Consider the following 19,744-nt stretch of genomic DNA (forward strand, 5'->3'; position numbering starts at 1 on the left):
ACGACCTTGACGCGGGTACGGTTGCCGACCGCGTCGGTGCCGTCCTTCAGGGTCTCGATCCGGCGGATGTCGAGCCGCACCGAGGCGTAGAACTTCAGCGCCCGGCCGCCGGTCGTGGTCTCCGGGGAGCCGAACATCACGCCGATCTTCTCGCGGAGCTGGTTGATGAAGATCGCGGTGGTCCCGGACTGGTGCAGTGCACCGGTGATCTTGCGGAGCGCTTGGCTCATCAGACGGGCCTGCAGACCCACGTGCGAGTCGCCCATCTCGCCCTCGATCTCCGCGCGCGGCACGAGGGCTGCGACGGAGTCGATGACGATGAGGTCGAGCGCGCCGGAGCGGATCAGCATGTCGACGATCTCCAGAGCCTGTTCGCCGTTGTCCGGCTGCGACAGGATGAGGTTGTCGATGTCGACGCCGAGCTTCTTCGCGTACTCGGGGTCGAGGGCGTGCTCCGCGTCCACGAAGGCCACCTGGCCGCCGGCCTTCTGCGCGTTCGCCACCGCGTGCAGTGTCAGGGTCGTCTTGCCGGAGGACTCCGGTCCGTACACCTCCACCACTCGGCCACGTGGCAGGCCGCCGACGCCGAGGGCGACGTCCAGCGCGGTCGACCCGGTGGGGATGACCTCGATGGGCTCGTTCGGCCGCTCGCCGAGGCGCATCACCGCGCCCTTGCCGAATTGCCGTTCAATTTGTGCGAGTGCGGCGTCGAGCGCCTTCTCGCGGTCAGTTCCTGCCATGGGTTCCACCCGATTTGCTTGAGTCGATCGCTTCACGTCAAAGACGCTAACGCCTGCCACTGACAATGCGCCCCGACGCCCGTCCAGCCTGTGGATAACTCGGGCACTTTCGCATGAAATCCCCGCTCGCATCCCGTCTCCAGCTTCGCCGGAGTCTCCATAAGAACGCGTGTTCGATTTTGGTGTCAAGCGCACCACGCGCTCGGCAAGGGCGTGCCGCGACCCGTGCCGCCCAGACGTTCCAGGGCCGCACGGACAGCGCGGGGCTGCGCTAGGGGGAGGCCCGGGGCCCGTCGTCCTCCACCAGCAGCGGCTCCCGGGGGTCGCCCCGCAGCAGGCGTCGAATGCGCTTGAGGAGGGTTCCCCGGCCCCGTGCACGACGCCCGTGCACCCGCGGGTCGTCCGTGACGTCGTACCGCTTCACGTAGGCCCCCAGGAAGGCCTGCAGTGTGGCGATCGCCGGGATGGCGATCAGCGCGCCGACCGCTCCGAGCAGGGCGGTGCCCGCGATGACCGATCCGAAGGCGACCGCCGGGTGGATGTCCACGGTCTTCGCGGTCAGCTTGGGCTGCAGCACGTAGTTCTCGAACTGCTGGTAGATCACGACGAAGACCAGCACCCACAGCGCGTACCAGGGGTTGACCGTGAAGGAGATCAGCATGGGCAGGGCGCCCGCGAGATACGTACCGATGGTGGGAATGAACTGCGAGACCAGGCCCACCCAGACGGCGAGCACGGGCGCGTAGTCCACGCCGAGGGACTCCAGCAGGATGTAGTGCGCCAAGCCGGAGATGAGAGCCATCAACCCGCGTGAGTACAGGTACCCGCCGGTCTTGTTGACGGCGATCTCCCACGCGCGCAGGACCTCCGCCTGCCGGGCCGGCGGCAGTACCGAGCACAGCGCACGCCGCAGCCGCGGGCCGTCGGCGGCGAAGTAGAACGCGAACAGTGTGATCGTCAGGAGCTGGAAGAGACCGCCCAGTACCTGCGTGGACACGTCCAGGACGCCGGTCGCACTGTTCTGCACGTACTTCCGGAGCCAGTCGGAACGCAACAGGCTGTCCTGGATGTCGACGCGGCTGAGCTCCGTGTGGAAGGTGGTGTTGATCCAGCTGATCACCGACTCGACGTACTTCGGGAAGTCCTCGACGATGTCGATGATCTGCCCGGCGAGCATCGAGCCGAGCAGCGCGACGAAGCCCGCGCTCACGATCATCACGATGAGGAACACGAGACCGGTGGCCAGTCCCCTGCGCATGCCGAACGAAGCCATCCAGCTCACCGCGGGCTCGATGGCGAGAGCCAGGAAGAACGCGATCAGGATGTTGATCAGCAGCCCGGTCAGCTGATGGAAGGCCCAACTGCCCAGCTGGAAACAGGCGATGAGGGCGAGCGCGAGGACCATGGCCCGTGGGAGCCAGCGCGGCATACCGCTGCCCCCCTCGGCCGCGCCCCCGGCCGGGGGCCTGGGAGGTGTCGTGCCGAGCGGGGATGCGTGCTGTCCGACCTGCGCGGTCTCGTCTGTCGATGCCACGGGCCAAGTCTCGCCCACGTCACCGACAATCGACCCCACTCCCCCGGATCTTCGCGGTCGGTCAGCGCGATTCGTGGGGAACGTTCACCGCCGTACACACCGCGCGCCACACGTCCTTCGCCTCCCAGCCCGCGTCCAGCGCCTGCCGCACCGTGCGTCCGCCGAGCTCCGTCATCACATGGTCGCGCGCGAAGGTGTCGGCGTACTCCGTACCGAAGTGATCCGCCATCCGCTGCCAGAAGACCGTCAACCGCATGACTCCAGTATCCCGCCCCTGAGGGTGGGCCCGAGCCGGGACCCCTTGCCGAGAACGCTTTCCGCCCTACGGTCTGACCCATGGCCGAAACAGGAGCATCCCCACTCCCCCCGACGCCCCCGGCACACACTCCCGTCGCCCGCGCCGAGCAATTCGTCTGGCTCACCGCGCGCGTGTTGGAGCAGCGCCGTTTCGAGTACCACTTTCTGGGCGGCGGCGCGGACGCGGTCGAGACCACGCTGTCCGCCTACCGCAACGAGGACGACGGGTACGGCCACGCGCTGGAACCCGATCTGCGCGGCCCGGTCAGCCAGCCCCTGCACGTAGGGCACGCGCTGCGTGTCCTGGACTCGATCGGGCGCTGTGGCGGACAGCGGGTGGAACGCGTGTGCCGCTACCTGACCTCCGTGTCGACGCAGGACGGCGCGCTGCCTGCGGTTCATCCGAGCCAGCGGAGCTATCCGTCGGCGCCCTTCGTGCCCATCGTGGACGACCCGCCCAGCGAACTGCTCGCCACCGGTCCCGTGGTGGGTCTGCTGCACCGCAACGAGGTGTGGCACGCCTGGCTGTTCCGGGCCACCGACTTCTGCTGGCAGGCGGTGGAGTCCCTGGAGAAGTCGCATCCGTACGAGATCGAGGCCGCCGTGGCCTTCCTGGACTCCGCGCCCGACCGCCCGCGCGCGGAGGCGGCCGCCGACCGGCTCGGCCGTCTGGTGCGCGAGCAACGGCTCGCGGTGCTGGACCCGGAGCATCTCGACGCGTTCCCCGTGGCACCCGGTTACGCGCCGGGGGAACGCCATCTGCCGCACGACTACGCGAAGACGCCCGGCTCCCTCGCGCGCGCGTGGTTCACCGACGCGGAGATGACCCGTTCCCTGGGCTACCTGGAGGCTCAGCAGGAGGAGGACGGCGGCTGGCCGATCCGATGGCGTCAGTGGGCACCGGGCACCGCCCTGGAAGCACGTCCGATCGTCACGATCGAGGCGCTGCGCACCCTGAGGGCGTACGGGTTGCTCGTCAGCTGACGTCTGCCGCGCGCCCCGGGGACACGGGACGGCGGCGAGCGGTCACACGGACGGCGGTGCCACGGTCACGGCGCGAGCCCCGCGGCCCTCGCGCCCAGCACCAGGACCCGGCTGTCCGGCTGTCCGGCTGTCCGGCTGTCCGGCTGTCCGGCTGTCCGGCTGTCCGACTGTCGGCGAAGGTGTGCCGGGCACCTCCGCGTACTGCCAGTGCCGCGCCCGCTCCTGTCCCGCGCCCGCCATGCCACCGCTCTCCGCCATCGCGACATGGCCCGGACGCCGCCTGACCGTCGCCGCACGGGCCGGGCGTGACTTCTCCGCTCATGCCCCAGCCCAGCCCAGCCCTGGCCCGGCCGCGCCGCTTCGGCTGCGGCGACGGCAGGCGCGCGAGCCATCCACCGCCCGCGTTCCCGCAGGTCAATGCCGTTGTCAGTGGCCGGGTGCAGGATGGACTCATGGTCAGCTCCGCGCAGCGAGCCCTGAAGGGCTTCTCCCCCGCGACCCGTGCCTGGTTCACGGGGGCTTTCTCCGCGCCCACCGACGCCCAGGTCGGCGCATGGCAGGCCATCGGCGAAGGCTCGGACGTGCTGGTGGTCGCCCCGACCGGCTCCGGCAAGACCCTGGCCGCGTTCCTCGCCGCACTGGACCAACTGGCTTCGACGCCGCCACCGGCCGACCCCAAGAAGCGCTGCCGAGTCCTGTACGTGTCGCCGCTGAAGGCGCTCGCGGTCGACGTGGAGCGAAACCTGCGCAGCCCCCTGACCGGTATCCGGCAGGAGGCGGTGCGCCTGGGGCAACCCGAGCCCGAGGTGAAGGTCGGCATCCGCTCCGGCGACACACCGCCCGCCGAGCGCCGCACGCTGGCCATCCGACCGCCGGACATCCTGATCACGACCCCGGAGTCGCTGTTCCTGATGCTCACGTCGGCCACGCGCGAGGCGCTGACGGGCATCGAGACGGTGATCCTGGACGAGGTGCACGCCGTCGCGGGCACCAAGCGTGGCGCCCATCTCGCCCTGACCCTGGAGCGGCTCGACGAGCTGCTGCCGAGGCCGGCGCGCCGCATCGGTCTCTCCGCCACCGTCCGCCCGGTGGACGAGGTCGCCCGCTATCTTTCCCCCCACCGCAAGGTGGAGATCGTCCAGCCCCCGTCCAGCAAGGAGTTCGACCTCTCCGTGGTCCTGCCCGTCGAGGACCTGGGTGAGCTGGGTGGCTCCCCGGTGGCCGACTCGAACGAAGGTGCGGACAAGCCCTCCATCTGGCCGCATGTCGAAGAGAAGATCGTCGACCTCGTCCAGTCCCACCGCTCGACGATCGTCTTCGCCAACTCCCGCCGCCTCGCGGAGCGCCTCTGCAACCGGCTCAACGAGATCGCGTACGAGAGGGCGACGGGCGAGCCCCTGCAGGAGCATCACTCTCCGGCCGAGCTGATGGGCGGCTCGGGCGCGGCCCAGGGTGCGCCGTCGGTCATCGCCCGTGCCCACCACGGTTCGGTCTCCAAGGAGCAGCGCGCCCTCGTCGAGGAGGACCTGAAGGCAGGCCGCCTGCCCGCTGTGGTGGCCACCTCCAGCCTGGAGCTCGGCATCGACATGGGCGCGGTGGACCTCGTCATCCAGGTCGAGTCGCCGCCCTCGGTGGCATCCGGCCTCCAGCGAGTGGGCCGCGCGGGCCACCAGGTCGGGGCGGTCTCCACGGGCGTGGTCTTTCCCAAGTACCGGGGCGATCTCGTCCAGGCCGCCGTCGTCACCGAGCGGATGCGCACCGGCTCCATCGAATCCCTCCGTGTCCCCACGAATCCGCTGGACGTGCTGGCCCAGCAGATCGTCGCCATGACGGCGCTGGACACCTGGCAGTTCGACGACCTGCTCGCCACCGTCCGCCGGGCGGCACCGTTCGCCGCGCTCCCCGAGTCGGCGTTCACGGCGGTGCTCGACATGCTCGCGGGCCGCTATCCGTCGGACGCGTTCGCCGAGTTGCGTCCGCGCGTGGTGTGGGACCGGGTCGCCGGTACGGTCGCGGGGCGCCCCGGCGCACAGCGCCTCGCCGTCACCTCCGGGGGCACGATCCCGGACCGTGGCCTCTTCGGAGTGTTCCTCGCAGGCTCCGACCCCAAGAAGGGCGGCGGCCGGGTCGGCGAGCTCGACGAGGAGATGGTCTACGAGTCCCGGGTCGGCGATGTCTTCACCCTGGGCACCAGTTCCTGGCGTATCGAGGACATCACCCGCGACCGCGTCCTGGTCTCCCCCGCGCCCGGTGTGCCGGGCAGGCTGCCCTTCTGGAAGGGCGACCAACTCGGACGCCCACTCGAACTGGGCCGCGCGCTGGGCGCGTTCCTCCGCGAGGTCGGCGCACTGTCCAAGGACGACGCCCGGCTGCGCCTCCACGCCGCCGGCCTGGACGACTGGGCCGCGGACAACGTCATCTCGTACCTGGCCGAGCAGCGAGAGGCCTGCGGGCACGTCCCGGACGACCGCACCATCGTGGTGGAGCGGTTCCGCGACGAGCTGGGCGACTGGCGGGTCGTCGTGCACTCCCCCTTCGGTGCCCAGGTCCACGCCCCCTGGGCGCTCGCGCTCGGTGCCCGCCTTTCCGAGCGGTACGGCATGGACGCGCAGGTCATGCACGCCGACGACGGCATCGTGCTGCGCCTGCCCGACGCCGATCTGATGAGCCTGGACCTGCTCGACCAGGATCCCGTGAAGCTGGGATCGGAGTACGACGCCGAGAAGGCCCCCGTGGGCGCGGCGGACGTCGCGTTCGACAAGGGCGAGGTCAACCAGATCGTCACGGACCAGGTCGGCGGCTCGGCCCTGTTCGCGTCTCGTTTCCGCGAATGCGCGGCCCGCGCCTTGCTGCTGCCGCGCCGCAGCCCGGGCAAGCGCACCCCCTTGTGGCAGCAGCGCCAGCGCGCCGCCCAGCTGCTGCAGGTGGCCAGCGAGTTCGGTTCCTTCCCGATCGTCCTGGAAGCGGTCCGCGAATGCCTCCAGGACGTCTTCGACGTACCCGGCCTCGTCGAGCTGATGGGCGACCTGGAATCCCGCAAGGTGCGGCTCGTCGAGGTCACGACACCCGAGCCGTCCCCGTTCGCCCGCTCGCTGCTCTTCGGTTACGTCGCCCAGTTCCTGTACGAGGGCGACTCACCCCTCGCCGAGCGGCGTGCCGCGGCCCTGTCCCTGGACTCCCGTCTGCTCGCCGAACTCCTGGGTCAGGCGGAGCTGCGCGAGCTCCTGGACGCGGACGTCCTGACCGAGCTGGAGAGCGAGCTGCAGTGGCTCACCGAGGACCGCCGGACCAAGGACGCCGAGGGCGTCGCGGACCGGCTGCGGATGCTCGGCCCGCTCACCGACGCCGAACTGGCCGAGCGGGGAGCCGAACCGGAGTGGGCGCGCGAGCTGGCCGCCACCCGCCGCGTCATCCAGGTCCGGATCGCCGGGGCGGACCACTGGGCGACGATCGAGGACGCCGGCCGGCTGCGTGACGCACTCGGCACCGCACTGCCCGTCGGCGTCCCCGAAGCCTTCACCGAGCCGGTCAAGGACCCCCTCGGCGACCTCCTCGCCCGGTACGCGCGCACGCACGGCCCCTTCACCTCGACCGCGGCGGCGGCCCGCTTCGGCCTCGGTACCGCGGTCACCGAGGGCGCTCTGCAGCGGCTCTCGGGGAGCGGTCGCGTCGTGCAGGGCGAGTTCCATCCGGCGGGGATCGGCCAGGAGTGGTGCGACGCGACGGTGCTGCGCAGACTGCGGCGCCGTTCGCTCGCCGCGCTGCGCCACGAGCTGGAGCCGGTGCCCCCCGCCGCACTCGCGCAGTTCCTGCCGCAGTGGCAGCATCTGGGCAGCGGGCACGGCCTGCGCGGTCTTGACGGACTCGTGCGCGCCATCGAGCAGTTGCAGGGCGCGTCGGTGCCCGCGTCCGCGCTGGAGAAGCTCGTCCTGCCGTCCCGCGTCTCGCACTACGCGCCCGCGATGCTCGACGAGCTGACCGCCGCCGGAGAGGTGGTCTGGGCCGGCGCCGGCGCACTGCCCGGCAAGGACGGCTGGGTCTCCCTCTACCTGGCGGATGCGGCGCCGCTCCTCCTCCCGCCACCGCATCCCCTGGAGCTGACCGCGCTCCACCAGTCGGTCCTGGACGCCCTCTCCGGTGGCTACGGCCTCTTCTTCCGGCAGATCACCGAACAGGTCCGGGCCACCACGCATCCGGAGGCCACCGACCCTCAGCTGGCCGACGCCGTCTGGGACCTGGCGTGGTCGGGCCGCCTGACGAACGACACGCTCGGCCCGATGCGTTCCCTCCTGGGCTCCGGCCGTACCGCGGGCTCCACCGCGCACCGCGCGAAGCGCGCGGTGCCCCGCGGGCGCTACGGAAGTCTGACGGCCGCCGCGCGTCCCACCTCGCGCACAGGCCCGCCGACCGTCGCGGGCCGCTGGTCGCTGCTCCCCGACCATGAGCCCGATGCCACGGTGCGCGCCCATGCCCTGGCCCGCACCCTGCTCGACCGACACGGTGTGGTCACCCGGGGCGCGGTCGCGGCGGAGGGGGTGGAGGGCGGCTTCTCCGCCGTCTACCGCGTCCTGTCCGTGTTCGAGGAGAGCGGCCAGGCCCGCCGCGGTTATGTAGTGGAGGGGCTCGGAGCCGCACAGTTCGCGATGGACGGTGCCGTGGACCGGCTGCGCGCGGCGGCCACCGCCCGCGAGCGGGGTGAGGCCCTGCCCGATCCCGCCTTCGCGGCTGCTCCCGCGTTCGGCCACTCGGGCGCGGGAGCACCGAGCCCCTTGGACGGCCCAGCCGGTCACCCGGACCCCTTCGCTGTCGACGTCGACAGCGACGCGGGCTTCCCGTCCGCCAAGACCCTGAGGCCGGACAACGACCCGTACTCCCTGGGCGGCGGTACCGGATGGCCCTCCGATGTCGATACCGATGCCGATACCGATGCCGGCATCTCGGCGCCCGGCTCCGAAGGACGGGGTTACGCGTCCCCTTTCGCCGGCTCACCTCGTTCGGCTCCGCAGGCGTTCTCCGGAGGCCCTGCCTCCCGCACCCGTGCGAGCAGTGCGAACCGCGCCATCGTGCTGGCCGCCGCCGATCCCGCGAACGCCTACGGCGCGGCCCTTGCCTGGCCCGAGCCCCCGACCGGCGCGGGCCACAAACCAGGCCGCAAGGCAGGCTCCCTGGTCGTACTGGTGGACGGCGAGCTGACCCTCTACATGGAGCGCGGCGGCAAGACGCTCCTGGCCTGGCCCTCCGCACCGGATGAGACGCCCTTGCACGACATAGGCCTGCGTACGGCGGCCGAAGCGCTGGCGGCGGCCGCCCGCGCGGGTTCCCTCGGCACGGTCACCGTGGAACGGGTCAACGGCGCGTCAGCGCTGACGTCCGAGTTCGGCACCCTCCTGGAAGGAGCCGGTTTCCACGCGACCCCGCGCGGGTTGCGCCTGCGCGCGTAGGAGCGCCCGCCCACCGGCCCGTACATCCCCCGGCCGCCTGACCGCCTGCCCGGCCCAAGCCCACCCCAACCCACCCCGGGAGCACCGCCCCACCCGCAGGACGCTCCCACCCACCCCGTGCCACCCTGGATCCCATGCCCGAAGGAGACACCGTCTGGCAGGCCACCCGGCGCCTGCACAACGCCCTCTCGGGCCACGTGCTCACCCGATCCGACCTCCGGGTCCCCAAGTACGCCCTGGCCGACCTCACCGGACGCACCGTCCTGGACGTCACCCCGCGCGGGAAACACCTACTCACCCGCATCGAGGGCGGCCTGACCCTGCACTCGCATCTGCGCATGGACGGCTCCTGGAAGATCTACGCCCCCGGCGAGCGCTGGAGAGGCGGCCCCGGTCACCAGATCCGCGCGATTCTCGGCACCGAGGAGCGCACGGCCGTCGGTTACCGGCTCCCCGTCCTGGAACTGCTCCGCACCGCCGACGAGGACCGCGCGGTAGGCCATCTCGGCCCCGACCTCCTGGGCCCCGACTGGGATCCCGGCAAGGCCCTGGCGAACCTCCGACGCGACCCGGACCGGGCCCTCGGCGAAGCCCTCCTCGACCAGCGCAATCTCGCCGGCATCGGCAACGTCTACAAGAGCGAGCTCTGCTTCCTGCTCCGCGTCACCCCATGGCTCCCCGTCGGCCGGCTCTCCACCGAGTACGCCGCCCACCTGCCGACGCTCGCCAAGAAACTCCTGGAAGCCAACCGCGAGCGCCCCACCCGCATCACGACCGGCCGTCGCGACCAGAACCTGTTCGTGTACGGCCGCGCGTCCCGTCCCTGCCTGCGCTGCGGCACCGCGATCCGCGTGTCGAACCAGGGCGACGGCTCCCGCGAGCGCCCCACGTACTGGTGTCCGACCTGCCAGCCGGGCCCCGCCCCACAATCCGGCCCGTCCCCAGGGTCCAGCCAGGACCTACGGCCCAGTCAGGACCCGCGGCCCGGCCGCGCCCGGTGACGACCACCGGAACCCACGCCCGCCGACGAACCGAACCCCAGGACGACCAACGATCCCGCCAGCGCCCCAGCCTCGATCTCCGACCCTCACCCCGCACAACTAATTGACGGACCGTCAGAAGTCCTCGTACGGTCCCTTCATGCCCGTCACGGCGTACAACCTCACCGGACGCATCGCATTCGTCACCGGCGCGGCCAGCGGCATAGGCCGCGCCTGTGCCGTGCTGCTCGCGGAAGCGGGTGCGACCGTGCACTGCGCGGACCGCGATACCCAAGGCCTCGACGAGACGACCGCCCTGATCAAGGACAAGGGCGGTACGGCCCAGGCCCACACCCTCGACGTCACCGACCGGGTCCGGCTCGGCGAGGCGGTCAGAACCTGCGCGCGCCTGGACGTCATGGCCGCCGTCGCCGGCATCATGCACAGCAGTCCCGTCCTGGAAACCCGGGACGAGGACCTCGACCGGGTACTGGGGGTCAACTTCAAGGGCGTCCTGTACGCCTGCCAGGAGGCGGCCCGCTCGATGCTGGCCTCCGACACCCCCGGCAGCATCATCACCATGGCCTCGGGAGCCGTCGACACCGGCGGGCCGGGGCTGCTCTGTTACGGAGCCGCGAAAGCAGCGGTCGTCCAGTTGACGAAGACCCTGGCGACCGAGATGGGCCCGCACGGCATCCGCGTCAACGCGGTCGCGCCGGGCTGGATCCGCACGCCGATGACCGACCGGCACGACGGCGAGGCCCAGGCGCGGACGGAGACGTTCATGGCGCGGAGGTCACCGCTGGGCCGAGTCGGCGAGCCCGAGGACATCGCGCACGCGGTCCTCTACCTCGCCTCCGACGCCTCGGCGTTCATGACGGGCCAGATCCTCCGCCCCAACGGGGGTGTGGCGATGCCCTGGTAGCGCCGGGACGCGCATCGGCAAGTGCCACGCAGGCCCACTCACACCGGAGGTCGCTCCGCATCCCACACGCATCCCACGCCCCGGGCTGCCCTCAGAACGGTCCTCAGAACGATTGCCCCCGCCCCAAGAGCGGTCCTCGTCTCCTTCGCCACACCTCCGAGACCCGCCGCACCCACTGGTCCGACCCGGCCGCCCCCACGGCCCGCGCCTTGGGAACACAGTGCACCGGTAGCAGGCTCAGCCCCCACCCGCCGGCCGCCACGGCGCCTTCCAGCACACCGGTGTCGGCAGCGAACGCCAGCCGTATCACCGCCCACCACCACAGCGCTCCGGCACCCAGGGCAAGCCCCCACCTGCCTATTCGTCCCATCCGCCCCGTCATGGCACCGCCTCCAGCCCGACGCTAGACCGCCGCGTTCCTCCATCGACAGGGCGCACCGGCCCTACAGGAGCACACCGGGCGCACCAACGGCTCGCATCCCACCGTGGCGCGCCCCGAGCCAGGATCGACGAAGGCACCGGAGTGGAAGCAGCAGCCGAGTCCGGCGCCGAGGCGGACCCCGAACGCACCACCACCACCCGGCATCCGGCCGCCACCACCCGTTACCCGTTGCCCGCGTTCTCCGCCTGGAACATCCAGTGATGCTTCTCAAGATCAGCGGTGATCCCGATGAGAAGGTCCTGACTCACCGGGTCAGCCGTCTCCGTCGCCCCCACCCGCTCCCGCATTCGCACGATCACGGCTCCGAGCGCGTCGACAAGAGCAGCCACGGCGTCGACGTCCTTCACCCACCCGTTCGGTACGGCGCCGATACCGCTGCTGCTCGCGACGGTCGCGGCACGCCCGTCCGGGGAGACACCGAGTGCGGAGCCACGCTCCGCCACGCTGTCCGAGTGCAGGCGGGCGGAGTCGACGACCTCGTCGAGCTGGAGGTGGACGGACCGGAAACGCGGCCCGACCACGTTCCAATGGATCTGCTTCGCCACGAGTGACAGATCCACCAGATCGACGAGTGCGCCTTGCAGCGCGTCGGCCACGGTCTTCAGATCAGCATCCGACAACGGGCTCTTCACGACGTACATCGAATTCCTCCGGTCAGCAGCGCCCCCGGCCTTGCCCCCCGCTCCTCCACCATGGCCGCCCGGAGCATTACCGGCAAACGCGACAAGACCGCGACACGACCTCGCACCCGAAGCTGGAGCCGATGATCAGGACCCCCGACCCACACCCCGAGCGCCTCAAGCGCCTCAAGAACGTGCCCCCACCCACGCAAAAACCCCGACCACACTCCTCCAGGTCTTCGATCTCCCTGGGGAAGCCCCGGCCGGGGCCCTCACACAGTTCTTCTCAGCTCATGGGCGCGAGCCCGTGAGCCGTCAGGCGGCGACGACGTCCACCGCCTCCGCAGGCGCCTTGATGGTCACCCGTTCCGGCGGCACACCGCTCACCGAGACAGAGTTGAGCATCGGGCGTACCGGTGCGGGTACAGGCTGGGTAGCCGCTGCCGACTGGGCCAGTTCGGCCAGTGCGAGATCGTCGCTCACTTCCCTCATGAGCTCGGACATCCGTACGTCCAGCGCGTCGCAGATCGCAGAGAGCAGTTCAGAGGAAGCCTCCTTCTGCCCCCGCTCCACCTCGGAGAGATAGCCGAGTGAAACTCGGGCGGACGAGGAGACTTCGCGCAGAGTACGGCCCTGGCGCTGGCGCTGCCGACGCAGCACGTCACCAAGCAGGCGACGGAGCAGAATCATCGGTGGCTCCCTCCTCGGTCCGCGTAGCCGCATCCTTCTCGCCCCACCGTACCGCCTTGCGCCGCGGCCGTGCGGGGAGCGATGTCGTGTTCACTCAGGGCTGCAAACATCAAAACCCCCCGTTCTGTTCCGTATCCTGTGTCCGCTCATTCCCAGTGTGTTCGCCCACTAGCCGTTCCAGAAGCAGTGCGAGCACGCTCCGTACACTCTCCATACGGATTTCCGTCCGGGAGCCGTTCAACCGCAGCGCCGCCACTTTCCCGCCAAGAACGTTTCCATTCGTCGCCCCGGAGGGCCCGTCCACGGCGACGAAAACCGTGCCGACCGGCTGCCCGTCCTGGGACTCCGGCCCCGCGACTCCGGTGGTCGAGATCCCCCAGTCCGCGCCGAGCACCCTGCGCGCGCCGGCCGCCATCTCTGTCGCGACCTGCGGATCCACCGCTCCGCGCTGATCCAGCAGAGTGGCGTCGACTCCCAGCACATCGCGCTTGAGATCGGTGGCGTACGCGGTCACGGAGCCACGGAAGGCTTGCGAGGCCCCCGGCACCGCCGCGAGCTCCGCGGCCACCAGACCGCCGGTCAGCGACTCGGCGACAGCGAGGGTTTCTCCCCTCACTGTGAGTAGTCGCAACACTTCGGCGGCCGTGGACGTCACGCTTCCGCCTCCTCGGCGGTGGCCTTTCTCGCAGCCAGTCCCTGGCGCCGCAGCACAATGGCCTGTCTCACATAGTCGGCCCCGGTGACGACGGTGAGGGCGACCGCCACAGCCATCACCCAGAACCGCAGGGTCGCCAGCGGCCCCGTCAGCGCCAGGACGTACATCCCGACGGCCACGCCCTGCGCGAGCGTCTTCAGTTTGCCGCCGCGGCTGGCGGGGATCACGCCGTACCGGATCACCAGGAAGCGCAGGAAGGTGATCCCGAGTTCACGCCCGAGGATCACTCCCGTCACCCACCAGGGCAGATCACCGAGCCAGGAGAGACAGATGAGCGCCGCTCCCATGATCGCCTTGTCGGCGATCGGATCGGCAATCTTCCCGAAGTCGGTGACGAGGTTGTACGTGCGGGCCAGATGGCCGTCGAAGATGTCCGTGATCATGGCGACGGCGAAGGCGGCCCAGGCCCAGGCCCGCCACACCGGGTCATAACCGCCGTCGGCCAGCATCAGCGCCACGAATCCCGGCACGAGCACGAGCCGGAGCATGGTGAGCAGATTGGCGACGTTCCACAGGCTGGCCTGGTTGACGGCCGCGGCGCCCAGCTTCCCGCCGCCGAGTGGCGTCTTCGGCCCCTGGGCGCCGGAAACGCCCGTGCCGGAGGTTCCCGTGCCAGTTCCCGAGATTCCCGCGCCTGTACCGGAGGTTCCCGCTCCGGAGGTTCTCGTGCCGGGAGCTCCGGCAGCACCGCGTGTACCGGGCGCACCGGGGCCGCCCGCCGCGGATGCCGGGACTCCGGTCATCTGGCTGCCTCCTCAGTACACCCGAGCGAGCCCAGGAGCGGCTCGGCCACCAGGTCGACACCTTCCGTACCGACCACCTTCGCCTCGACCATACGGCCGACAGTCAGTCCTTCGCTGCTCGTGAACAGCACCTGGCCGTCGGTCTCGGGCGCCTGGTGCGCGGCACGGCCGTACGCGGCCTCGTCCTCGGCGGCCGAGCCCGTGGACTCGACCAGCACCTGCAGGGTCTCGCTGACGCGCTCCTCCGCCCGCTGCGAGACCAGTTCCTCGGCGAGCCGGGACACCCGCGCGAGGCGCTCGGCGACGACGTCCTCGTCCAGCTTGTTCTCGTACGTCGCCGCTTCGGTGCCGTCCTCGTCGGAGTATCCGAAGACTCCGATGGCGTCCAGGCGCGCGTTGGTCAGGAAGCGCTCCAGCTCCGCCAGGTCGTCCGCGCTCTCACCGGGGAAGCCCACGATGAAGTTGGACCGGACTCCGGCCTGCGGGGCCTTGGAGCGGATCGTGTCGAGGAGCTCCAGGAACTGGTCGGTGTTCCCGAATCGCCTCATCGCGCGCAGCACCCCGGGTGCGGAGTGCTGGAAGGACAGGTCGAAGTAGGGGGCGATCTTCGGTGTGGAGGTCAGCACGTCGATGAGCCCCGGCCGCATCTCGGCGGGCTGCAGATAGCTGACCCGCACCCGCTCGATGCCGTCGACGTCGGCGAGCTCCGGCAGCAGCGTCTCCAGAAGGCGGATGTCGCCGAGGTCCTTGCCGTACGACGTGTTGTTCTCGGAGACCAGCATGATCTCCTTCACGCCCTGCTCGGCGAGCCAGCGCGTCTCCCCCAGTACGTCACTGGGGCGCCGCGAGATGAAGGAGCCGCGGAAGGACGGGATGGCGCAGAAGGAGCAGCGCCGGTCGCAGCCGGAGGCGAGCTTCACCGAGGCCACCGGGGAGCCGTCCCGCCGCCGGCGCAGCGGCGCTCGGGGGCCCGAGTCCGGAGCGAGTCCTTCGGGAAGATCGACGGGGCCGTGTCCCGGAAGGGCGACCTCCGCTCCGGCGTCCTGTCGCTCGGCGGGGCTGATCGGCAGCAGCTTGCGCCGGTCGCGCGGGGTGTGGGCGGCGTGGATCCCGCCGTTCAGGATGGTCTGGAGCCGGTCGGAGATGTCGGCGTAGTCGTCGAAGCCGAGCACGCCGTCGGCCTCGGGCAGGGCCTCGGCCAGCTCCTTGCCGTACCGCTCGGCCATGCAGCCGACGGCCACCACCGCCTGGGTTCTGCCTTGCCCCTTGAGGTCGTTGGCTTCCAGGAGGGCGTCGACGGAGTCCTTCTTGGCTGCCTCGACGAAGCCACAGGTGTTGACGACGGCGACGTCCGCGTTCTCAGCGTCCTCCACGAGGTGCCAGCCGTCCGCCTCCAAGCGGCCTGCGAGCTCCTCCGAGTCCACCTCGTTACGGGCGCAGCCAAGAGTGACGAGTGCGACGGTACGGCGTTCAGGCATGGGCTCAAGAGTACTTCGTCCCACTGACAGCCCACGTCGACGGGGTTGGCCGATCTTGGCCAACCCCGTTCCCGAGTGCCCGAAAGGCCGGGCGAGTGTGTGAAGGCGTGCCCCCCGACGGGTGCGGGCGAAGCCGCCCCGCCGTCGGTGAAGCCGCCCGGCTCAGCCGACCTCGGGGTCGCCCTTCGTGTACGTCAAACGTTCCACCTGGCCCGACTGGAACTCGTCGTCGATCTTCTTGCCGTTCACGTAGAGCTGGATGGCGCCCGCGTCACCGAGGACGAGATCGACCTTCTCGTTGTCCTGGAAGGTCTTGGAGGCGCCCTGCTCCAGCAGGCCGTCGAAGAGCAGCCGTCCGTTGTGGTCCTTGGCCGAGATCCAGCTGCGGCCGTCCGGGGCACTGACCTGGACGGTGACCTTGTCCTGCGGTGCGGCCGCGATGGCGCTGTCGGACGGGTCGGTCTTCGGGGCGTCCGGCTTGGCCGGTGTCGGCTTGGTCTTGGCCGGTTTGCTGGCGGTGGCTGTGGATCCCTCGGCGACCTGCGTCTTCCTGCCGTCGCCGTCGCCGCCGCTGAACAGCGTGAATCCGACGAAGCCGATCACCGCGACGATCGCGGCGACCATGGCCGCGGTCCAGTTGGGGCCCCGGCGCTCGGGACGGATCCGCTCCGCCTCGAACATGGGTGCCGCCGGGGTCGGCTCCGGCCGCCCGCCGTGCTCGGCGTCATAGGCCTTGAGCAGCGAGGCCGGGTCCAGTTCGACGGCGCGGGCGAGCGTCCTGATGTGACCGCGCGCGTAGACGTCGCCGCCACAGGGGCCGAAGTCGTCCTGCTCGATCGCGTGCACGATGGCCATACGGACCCGGGTGGCGTTACTGACGTCGTCGACGGTCAGCCCCGCCGCGATACGCGCCTGCTGCAGAGCGCGGCCGACCGAAGGCCGTTCGTCCTCCACGGAGGAACGCTCGTCCTGGGGGGAATTGTCGTCGGAGGAGTTGTCGTCAGGGGAGTTGCCGATGGACACGGGGGCGCCTTTCGAGCGTTAAGCCACCTGTGCTGGGGGTTCAGTCTAGGGGGGGTGCGAAAGGGTGGGGCAACCGGGCGGTAGGACTTTGTACGCCATCAGAATGGCCGGTCATCCTGATGCCGGGATATGTACGTGTCCCTTCCCTCAACTTGACGTGCGACACAAGGAAACGGTTGCTCACTGTTTCCTTACGGGTGAGTCACGTTCGGATCACCCCGATGGCCCGACCCAAACATCCGGGCCCGACCACCTTGAGAACGGAAGCGGTCCGCTCTCGTGGAAGGAGACGGTCCGCTCTCGTGGAAGGAAGCGGTCCGCCGTGCTTCCCTACGGTTGAGCCTCCCCACGGATCACCGCGAGCACTCCGTCCAGCTCATCAGCTTTCACAAGAACATCACGCGCCTTGGAACCCTCACTGGGCCCGACGATGTTGCGGGACTCCATGAGGTCCATGAGCCGCCCGGCCTTGGCGAAGCCCACGCGCAGCTTGCGCTGGAGCATCGAGGTCGACCCGAACTGCGTGGAGACGACCAGCTCGGCGGCCTGGCACAGCAGGTCGAGATCGTCGCCGATGTCGTCGTCGATCTCCTTCTTCTGCTTGGTTCCCACGGTGACGTCGTCCCGGAAGACCGGCGCCATCTGGTCCTTGCAGTGCTGCACCACGGCGGCGACCTCGTCCTCGGTGACGAAGGCGCCCTGCATACGGGTGGGCTTGCTCGCCCCCATCGGCAGGAAGAGCCCGTCACCCTTGCCGATCAGCTTCTCGGCGCCGGGCTGGTCGAGGATGACCCGGCTGTCGGCGAGCGAGGAGGTGGCGAAGGCGAGCCGGGACGGCACGTTCGCCTTGATCAGACCGGTGACGACGTCGACCGACGGCCGCTGCGTGGCAAGCACCAGGTGGATGCCGGCCGCGCGCGCGAGCTGCGTGATGCGCACGATGGCGTCCTCCACGTCCCTCGGAGCGACCATCATCAGGTCCGCGAGTTCGTCCACGATCACCAGCAGGTACGGGTACGGGGACAGCTCCCGTTCGCTTCCCTCGGGCAGCTTGACCTTGCCCTTCCTTATGGCGTCGTTGAAGTCGTCGATGTGCCGGTACCCGAAGGCCGCCAGGTCGTCGTACCGCAGATCCATCTCCCGTACGACCCACTGCAGCGCCTCGGCGGCCCGCTTCGGGTTGGTGATGATGGGCGTGATCAGGTGCGGGATGCCCTCGTACGCGGTCAGCTCGACGCGCTTGGGGTCGACCAGGACCATGCGCACGTCCTCGGGGGTCGCCCGCACCATGACCGACGTGATCAGGCAGTTGATGCACGAGGACTTTCCGGAGCCGGTCGCTCCGGCCACCAGGAGGTGCGGCATCTTCGTGAGATTGGCCATCTCGTAGCCGCCCTCGACGTTCTTTCCGAGCGCGACGAGCATCGGGTGCTCATCCTCGGCGGCGGCCGCGAGGCGGAGTACGTCGCCGAGGTTGACCATCTCCCGGTCGCTGTTGGGGATCTCGATACCGACCGCGGACTTGCCGGGGATCGGGCTGATGATCCGCACGTCCGGGCTGGCGACGGCGTACGCGATGTTCTTGGCGAGCGCTGTGATCCGCTCGACCTTCACGGCGGGGCCGAGCTCGACCTCGTACCGCGTGACCGTCGGACCGCGGGTGAAGCCGGTGACGGACGCGTCGACCTTGAACTCGGTGAAGACAGTGGTGAGCGACGCGACGATGGCGTCGTTGGCGGCGCTGCGCGTCTTGCCGGGGCCGCCGCGCTCCAGAAGGTCGAGCGACGGCAGCGCGTACGTGATGTCGCCGGAGAGCTGAAGCTGCTCGGCCCTTGACGGGAGCTCCCGGGGCGCGTCGGGAGCGGGTTTGGTCAGGTCGGCGACTTCGGCCTTCAGCATCTCCTGCTTGGGCCTGGCGCCCTTGGCACGCGCGCCGGGCACCGGCGCCGACTCCTCGCTCCGGCCCGACTCCTCGCGCTCGCCGCGGTCCGTGCCGACGCCCTGCGTCAGGTCGGCCACCAGCGGCGAGGGCGGCATCCCGTGCAGCACGGCGCCGTCGAGTGCCGCGGCGGCGGCAGCGGCCACGTCGACCGCGTCCAGGGGCCGGTCCAGCGCGGGCTGCTGCACGGCGGGGCGCCTGCGGCGGCTCCGGCGCTCGGAAAGCGCCTCCTGCTCGGCGTCGTCCGGGTCGTACGTCTCGGGCTGCGGCCGGCGCCGCCGGGGGCTCGCGGGCAGCGCTTCGCGCCACTGCTCGTCGTAACGCTCGTCGTCCTCGCCGAAGGCATCGTCGCCGAAGGCGTCGTCCGTCGCCCGCGGCTGCAGGACGCCCAGCCGGACGCCCAGCAGCCGCAGCCGATGCGGAATCGCGTTGACGGGCGTCGCGGTGACCACGAGCAGCCCGAACACCGTGAGCAGCACGAGGAGCGGCACAGCCAGAACGTCACCCATCGTGTACGTCAGCGGGGTCGCCACGCCCCAGCCCATGAGCCCGCCCGCGTCTCTTATCGCCTGCATGCCGGCGCTTCGCGCGGGCGCCCCGCAGGCGATGTGGACCTGGCCGAGCACACCGATGGCGAGCGCGGACAGGCCGATGACGATGCGCCCGTTGGCGTCGGGCTTCTCGGGGTGCCGGATGAGCCGGGCGGCGATGACCGCCAGCAGTATCGGCACGAGCAGGTCGAGACGGCCGAAGGCACCGGTCACCAGCATCTCGACGAGGTCGCCCACCGGGCCGCGGAGGTTGGACCAGGTCCCTGCGGCGGTGATCAGCGTGAGACCGATCAGCAGCAGTGCGAGGCCGTCCTTGCGGTGCGCCGGATCGAGTCCCTTCGCACCGCGCCCTATGCCGCGGAACACCGCGCCGACGGCGTGCGCGACTCCCAGCCAGAGGGCGCGTACGAGCCTGTACACGCCTCCGGTCGGGCTGGGTGCCGGCTTCGGGGGCGCGGCCTTCCTGGCTGCGGCTTTCTTCGCAGGCGCCTTTTTCGCGGGGGCTTTCTTCGCGGCGGCCTTCTTCGCCACAGCCTTCGTCGGAGCGGCCGCCTTCTTCGCGGGCGACTTCTTGGCTGCGGGCTGACGTGAGGCCATGGATGTGAGGTTACCGGTGGAGACCACTGCGTACACGTGTGCCTA

General features: G+C 70.5%; 15 protein-coding genes. 4 read left to right on the plus strand and 11 right to left on the minus strand.

The genetic code is table 11. The features are described 5' to 3' along the window. From recA to AB0D14_RS41665, 3 genes are all read right to left on the minus strand, one after another. Window positions 1-740 (minus strand): recombinase RecA (recA, locus tag AB0D14_RS41655; protein ID WP_362789739.1); only part of this gene is annotated, 740 nt, incomplete at its 3' end. Window positions 741-1,011: 271 nt separating this feature from the next. Then, window positions 1,012-2,274, minus strand: coding sequence for an AI-2E family transporter (locus tag AB0D14_RS41660; protein WP_362789742.1), 1,263 nt, complete (start codon window positions 2,272-2,274; stop codon window positions 1,012-1,014). Between the two features lie 61 nt (window positions 2,275-2,335). Continuing rightward, window positions 2,336-2,530, minus strand: coding sequence for a DUF3046 domain-containing protein (locus AB0D14_RS41665; protein ID WP_362789744.1), 195 nt, complete (start codon window positions 2,528-2,530; stop codon window positions 2,336-2,338). 80 nt (window positions 2,531-2,610) lie between these two features. Here AB0D14_RS41665 and AB0D14_RS41670 point away from each other — a divergent pair, with 80 nt between their 5' ends. The 4 genes from AB0D14_RS41670 (at window position 2,611) to AB0D14_RS41685 (ending at window position 10,901) form a co-directional block, all read left to right on the plus strand. Beyond that, on the plus strand, window positions 2,611-3,555 hold the full coding sequence (locus tag AB0D14_RS41670; RefSeq protein WP_362789746.1) for a hypothetical protein: 945 nt from the start codon (window positions 2,611-2,613) through the stop codon (window positions 3,553-3,555). A gap of 452 nt (window positions 3,556-4,007) precedes the next feature. Next, complete coding sequence (locus AB0D14_RS41675; RefSeq protein WP_362789749.1) at window positions 4,008-8,996, plus strand: ATP-dependent helicase; 4,989 nt, start codon at window positions 4,008-4,010, stop codon at window positions 8,994-8,996. Window positions 8,997-9,130: 134 nt separating this feature from the next. After that, window positions 9,131-9,997: a DNA-formamidopyrimidine glycosylase family protein gene (locus AB0D14_RS41680; RefSeq protein WP_362789751.1), complete on the plus strand. Its 867-nt coding sequence runs from the start codon at window positions 9,131-9,133 to the stop codon at window positions 9,995-9,997. Between the two features lie 139 nt (window positions 9,998-10,136). Next, window positions 10,137-10,901 (plus strand): SDR family NAD(P)-dependent oxidoreductase, encoded by a 765-nt coding sequence (locus tag AB0D14_RS41685; protein WP_362789754.1) that lies wholly within the window; start codon window positions 10,137-10,139, stop codon window positions 10,899-10,901. Between the two features lie 103 nt (window positions 10,902-11,004). Here the strand turns inward: AB0D14_RS41685 and AB0D14_RS41690 are convergent, their stop codons facing one another. From AB0D14_RS41690 to AB0D14_RS41725, 8 genes are all read right to left on the minus strand, one after another. Continuing rightward, window positions 11,005-11,271, minus strand: coding sequence for a hypothetical protein (locus AB0D14_RS41690; protein ID WP_362789783.1), 267 nt, complete (start codon window positions 11,269-11,271; stop codon window positions 11,005-11,007). A gap of 233 nt (window positions 11,272-11,504) precedes the next feature. Next, entirely contained in the window at window positions 11,505-11,984 is a 480-nt protein-coding gene (locus tag AB0D14_RS41695; RefSeq protein ID WP_362789757.1) for a DNA starvation/stationary phase protection protein, read from the minus strand. 294 nt (window positions 11,985-12,278) lie between these two features. Then, window positions 12,279-12,653 (minus strand): helix-turn-helix transcriptional regulator, encoded by a 375-nt coding sequence (locus AB0D14_RS41700; protein WP_362789759.1) that lies wholly within the window; start codon window positions 12,651-12,653, stop codon window positions 12,279-12,281. A gap of 109 nt (window positions 12,654-12,762) precedes the next feature. Continuing rightward, on the minus strand, window positions 12,763-13,308 hold the full coding sequence (locus tag AB0D14_RS41705) for a CinA family protein (protein WP_362789761.1): 546 nt from the start codon (window positions 13,306-13,308) through the stop codon (window positions 12,763-12,765). Further along, window positions 13,305-14,111, minus strand: a complete 807-nt coding sequence (gene pgsA / locus AB0D14_RS41710; RefSeq protein WP_362789764.1) for a CDP-diacylglycerol--glycerol-3-phosphate 3-phosphatidyltransferase — start codon at window positions 14,109-14,111, stop codon at window positions 13,305-13,307. Before pgsA ends, AB0D14_RS41705 begins: the two co-directional genes overlap by 4 nt. Then, window positions 14,108-15,589, minus strand: a complete 1,482-nt coding sequence (gene rimO / locus AB0D14_RS41715) for a 30S ribosomal protein S12 methylthiotransferase RimO (RefSeq protein ID WP_362789767.1) — start codon at window positions 15,587-15,589, stop codon at window positions 14,108-14,110. Before rimO ends, pgsA begins: the two co-directional genes overlap by 4 nt. Window positions 15,590-15,751: 162 nt before the next feature. After that, on the minus strand, window positions 15,752-16,612 hold the full coding sequence (locus tag AB0D14_RS41720) for a RodZ domain-containing protein (protein WP_362789770.1): 861 nt from the start codon (window positions 16,610-16,612) through the stop codon (window positions 15,752-15,754). Window positions 16,613-16,942: 330 nt separating this feature from the next. Then, a complete protein-coding gene (locus tag AB0D14_RS41725; RefSeq protein ID WP_362789772.1) occupies window positions 16,943-19,699 on the minus strand; it encodes a DNA translocase FtsK in 2,757 nt (918 codons plus the stop codon). Window positions 19,700-19,744: the final 45 nt, after the last annotated feature.

Source organism: Streptomyces sp. NPDC048484, from assembly GCF_040651415.1.
In the GTDB taxonomy this organism is placed as follows: domain Bacteria; phylum Actinomycetota; class Actinomycetes; order Streptomycetales; family Streptomycetaceae; genus Streptomyces.

Bases quoted from the DNA above. Each gene is read 5' to 3' on its own strand.
- AB0D14_RS41665 (WP_362789744.1), bottom strand. From the start codon at position 2,530: ATGCGGTTGACGGTCTTCTGGCAGCGGATGGCGGATCACTTCGGTACG.
- AB0D14_RS41670 (WP_362789746.1), top strand. From the start codon at position 2,611: ATGGCCGAAACAGGAGCATCCCCACTCCCCCCGACGCCCCCGGCACAC.
- AB0D14_RS41675 (WP_362789749.1), top strand. From the start codon at position 4,008: ATGGTCAGCTCCGCGCAGCGAGCCCTGAAGGGCTTCTCCCCCGCGACC.
- AB0D14_RS41680 (WP_362789751.1), top strand. From the start codon at position 9,131: ATGCCCGAAGGAGACACCGTCTGGCAGGCCACCCGGCGCCTGCACAAC.
- AB0D14_RS41685 (WP_362789754.1), top strand. From the start codon at position 10,137: ATGCCCGTCACGGCGTACAACCTCACCGGACGCATCGCATTCGTCACC.
- AB0D14_RS41690 (WP_362789783.1), bottom strand. From the start codon at position 11,271: ATGGGACGAATAGGCAGGTGGGGGCTTGCCCTGGGTGCCGGAGCGCTG.
- AB0D14_RS41695 (WP_362789757.1), bottom strand. From the start codon at position 11,984: ATGTACGTCGTGAAGAGCCCGTTGTCGGATGCTGATCTGAAGACCGTG.
- AB0D14_RS41700 (WP_362789759.1), bottom strand. From the start codon at position 12,653: ATGATTCTGCTCCGTCGCCTGCTTGGTGACGTGCTGCGTCGGCAGCGC.
- pgsA (WP_362789764.1), bottom strand. From the start codon at position 14,111: ATGACCGGAGTCCCGGCATCCGCGGCGGGCGGCCCCGGTGCGCCCGGT.
- rimO (WP_362789767.1), bottom strand. From the start codon at position 15,589: ATGCCTGAACGCCGTACCGTCGCACTCGTCACTCTTGGCTGCGCCCGT.
- AB0D14_RS41725 (WP_362789772.1), bottom strand. From the start codon at position 19,699: ATGGCCTCACGTCAGCCCGCAGCCAAGAAGTCGCCCGCGAAGAAGGCG.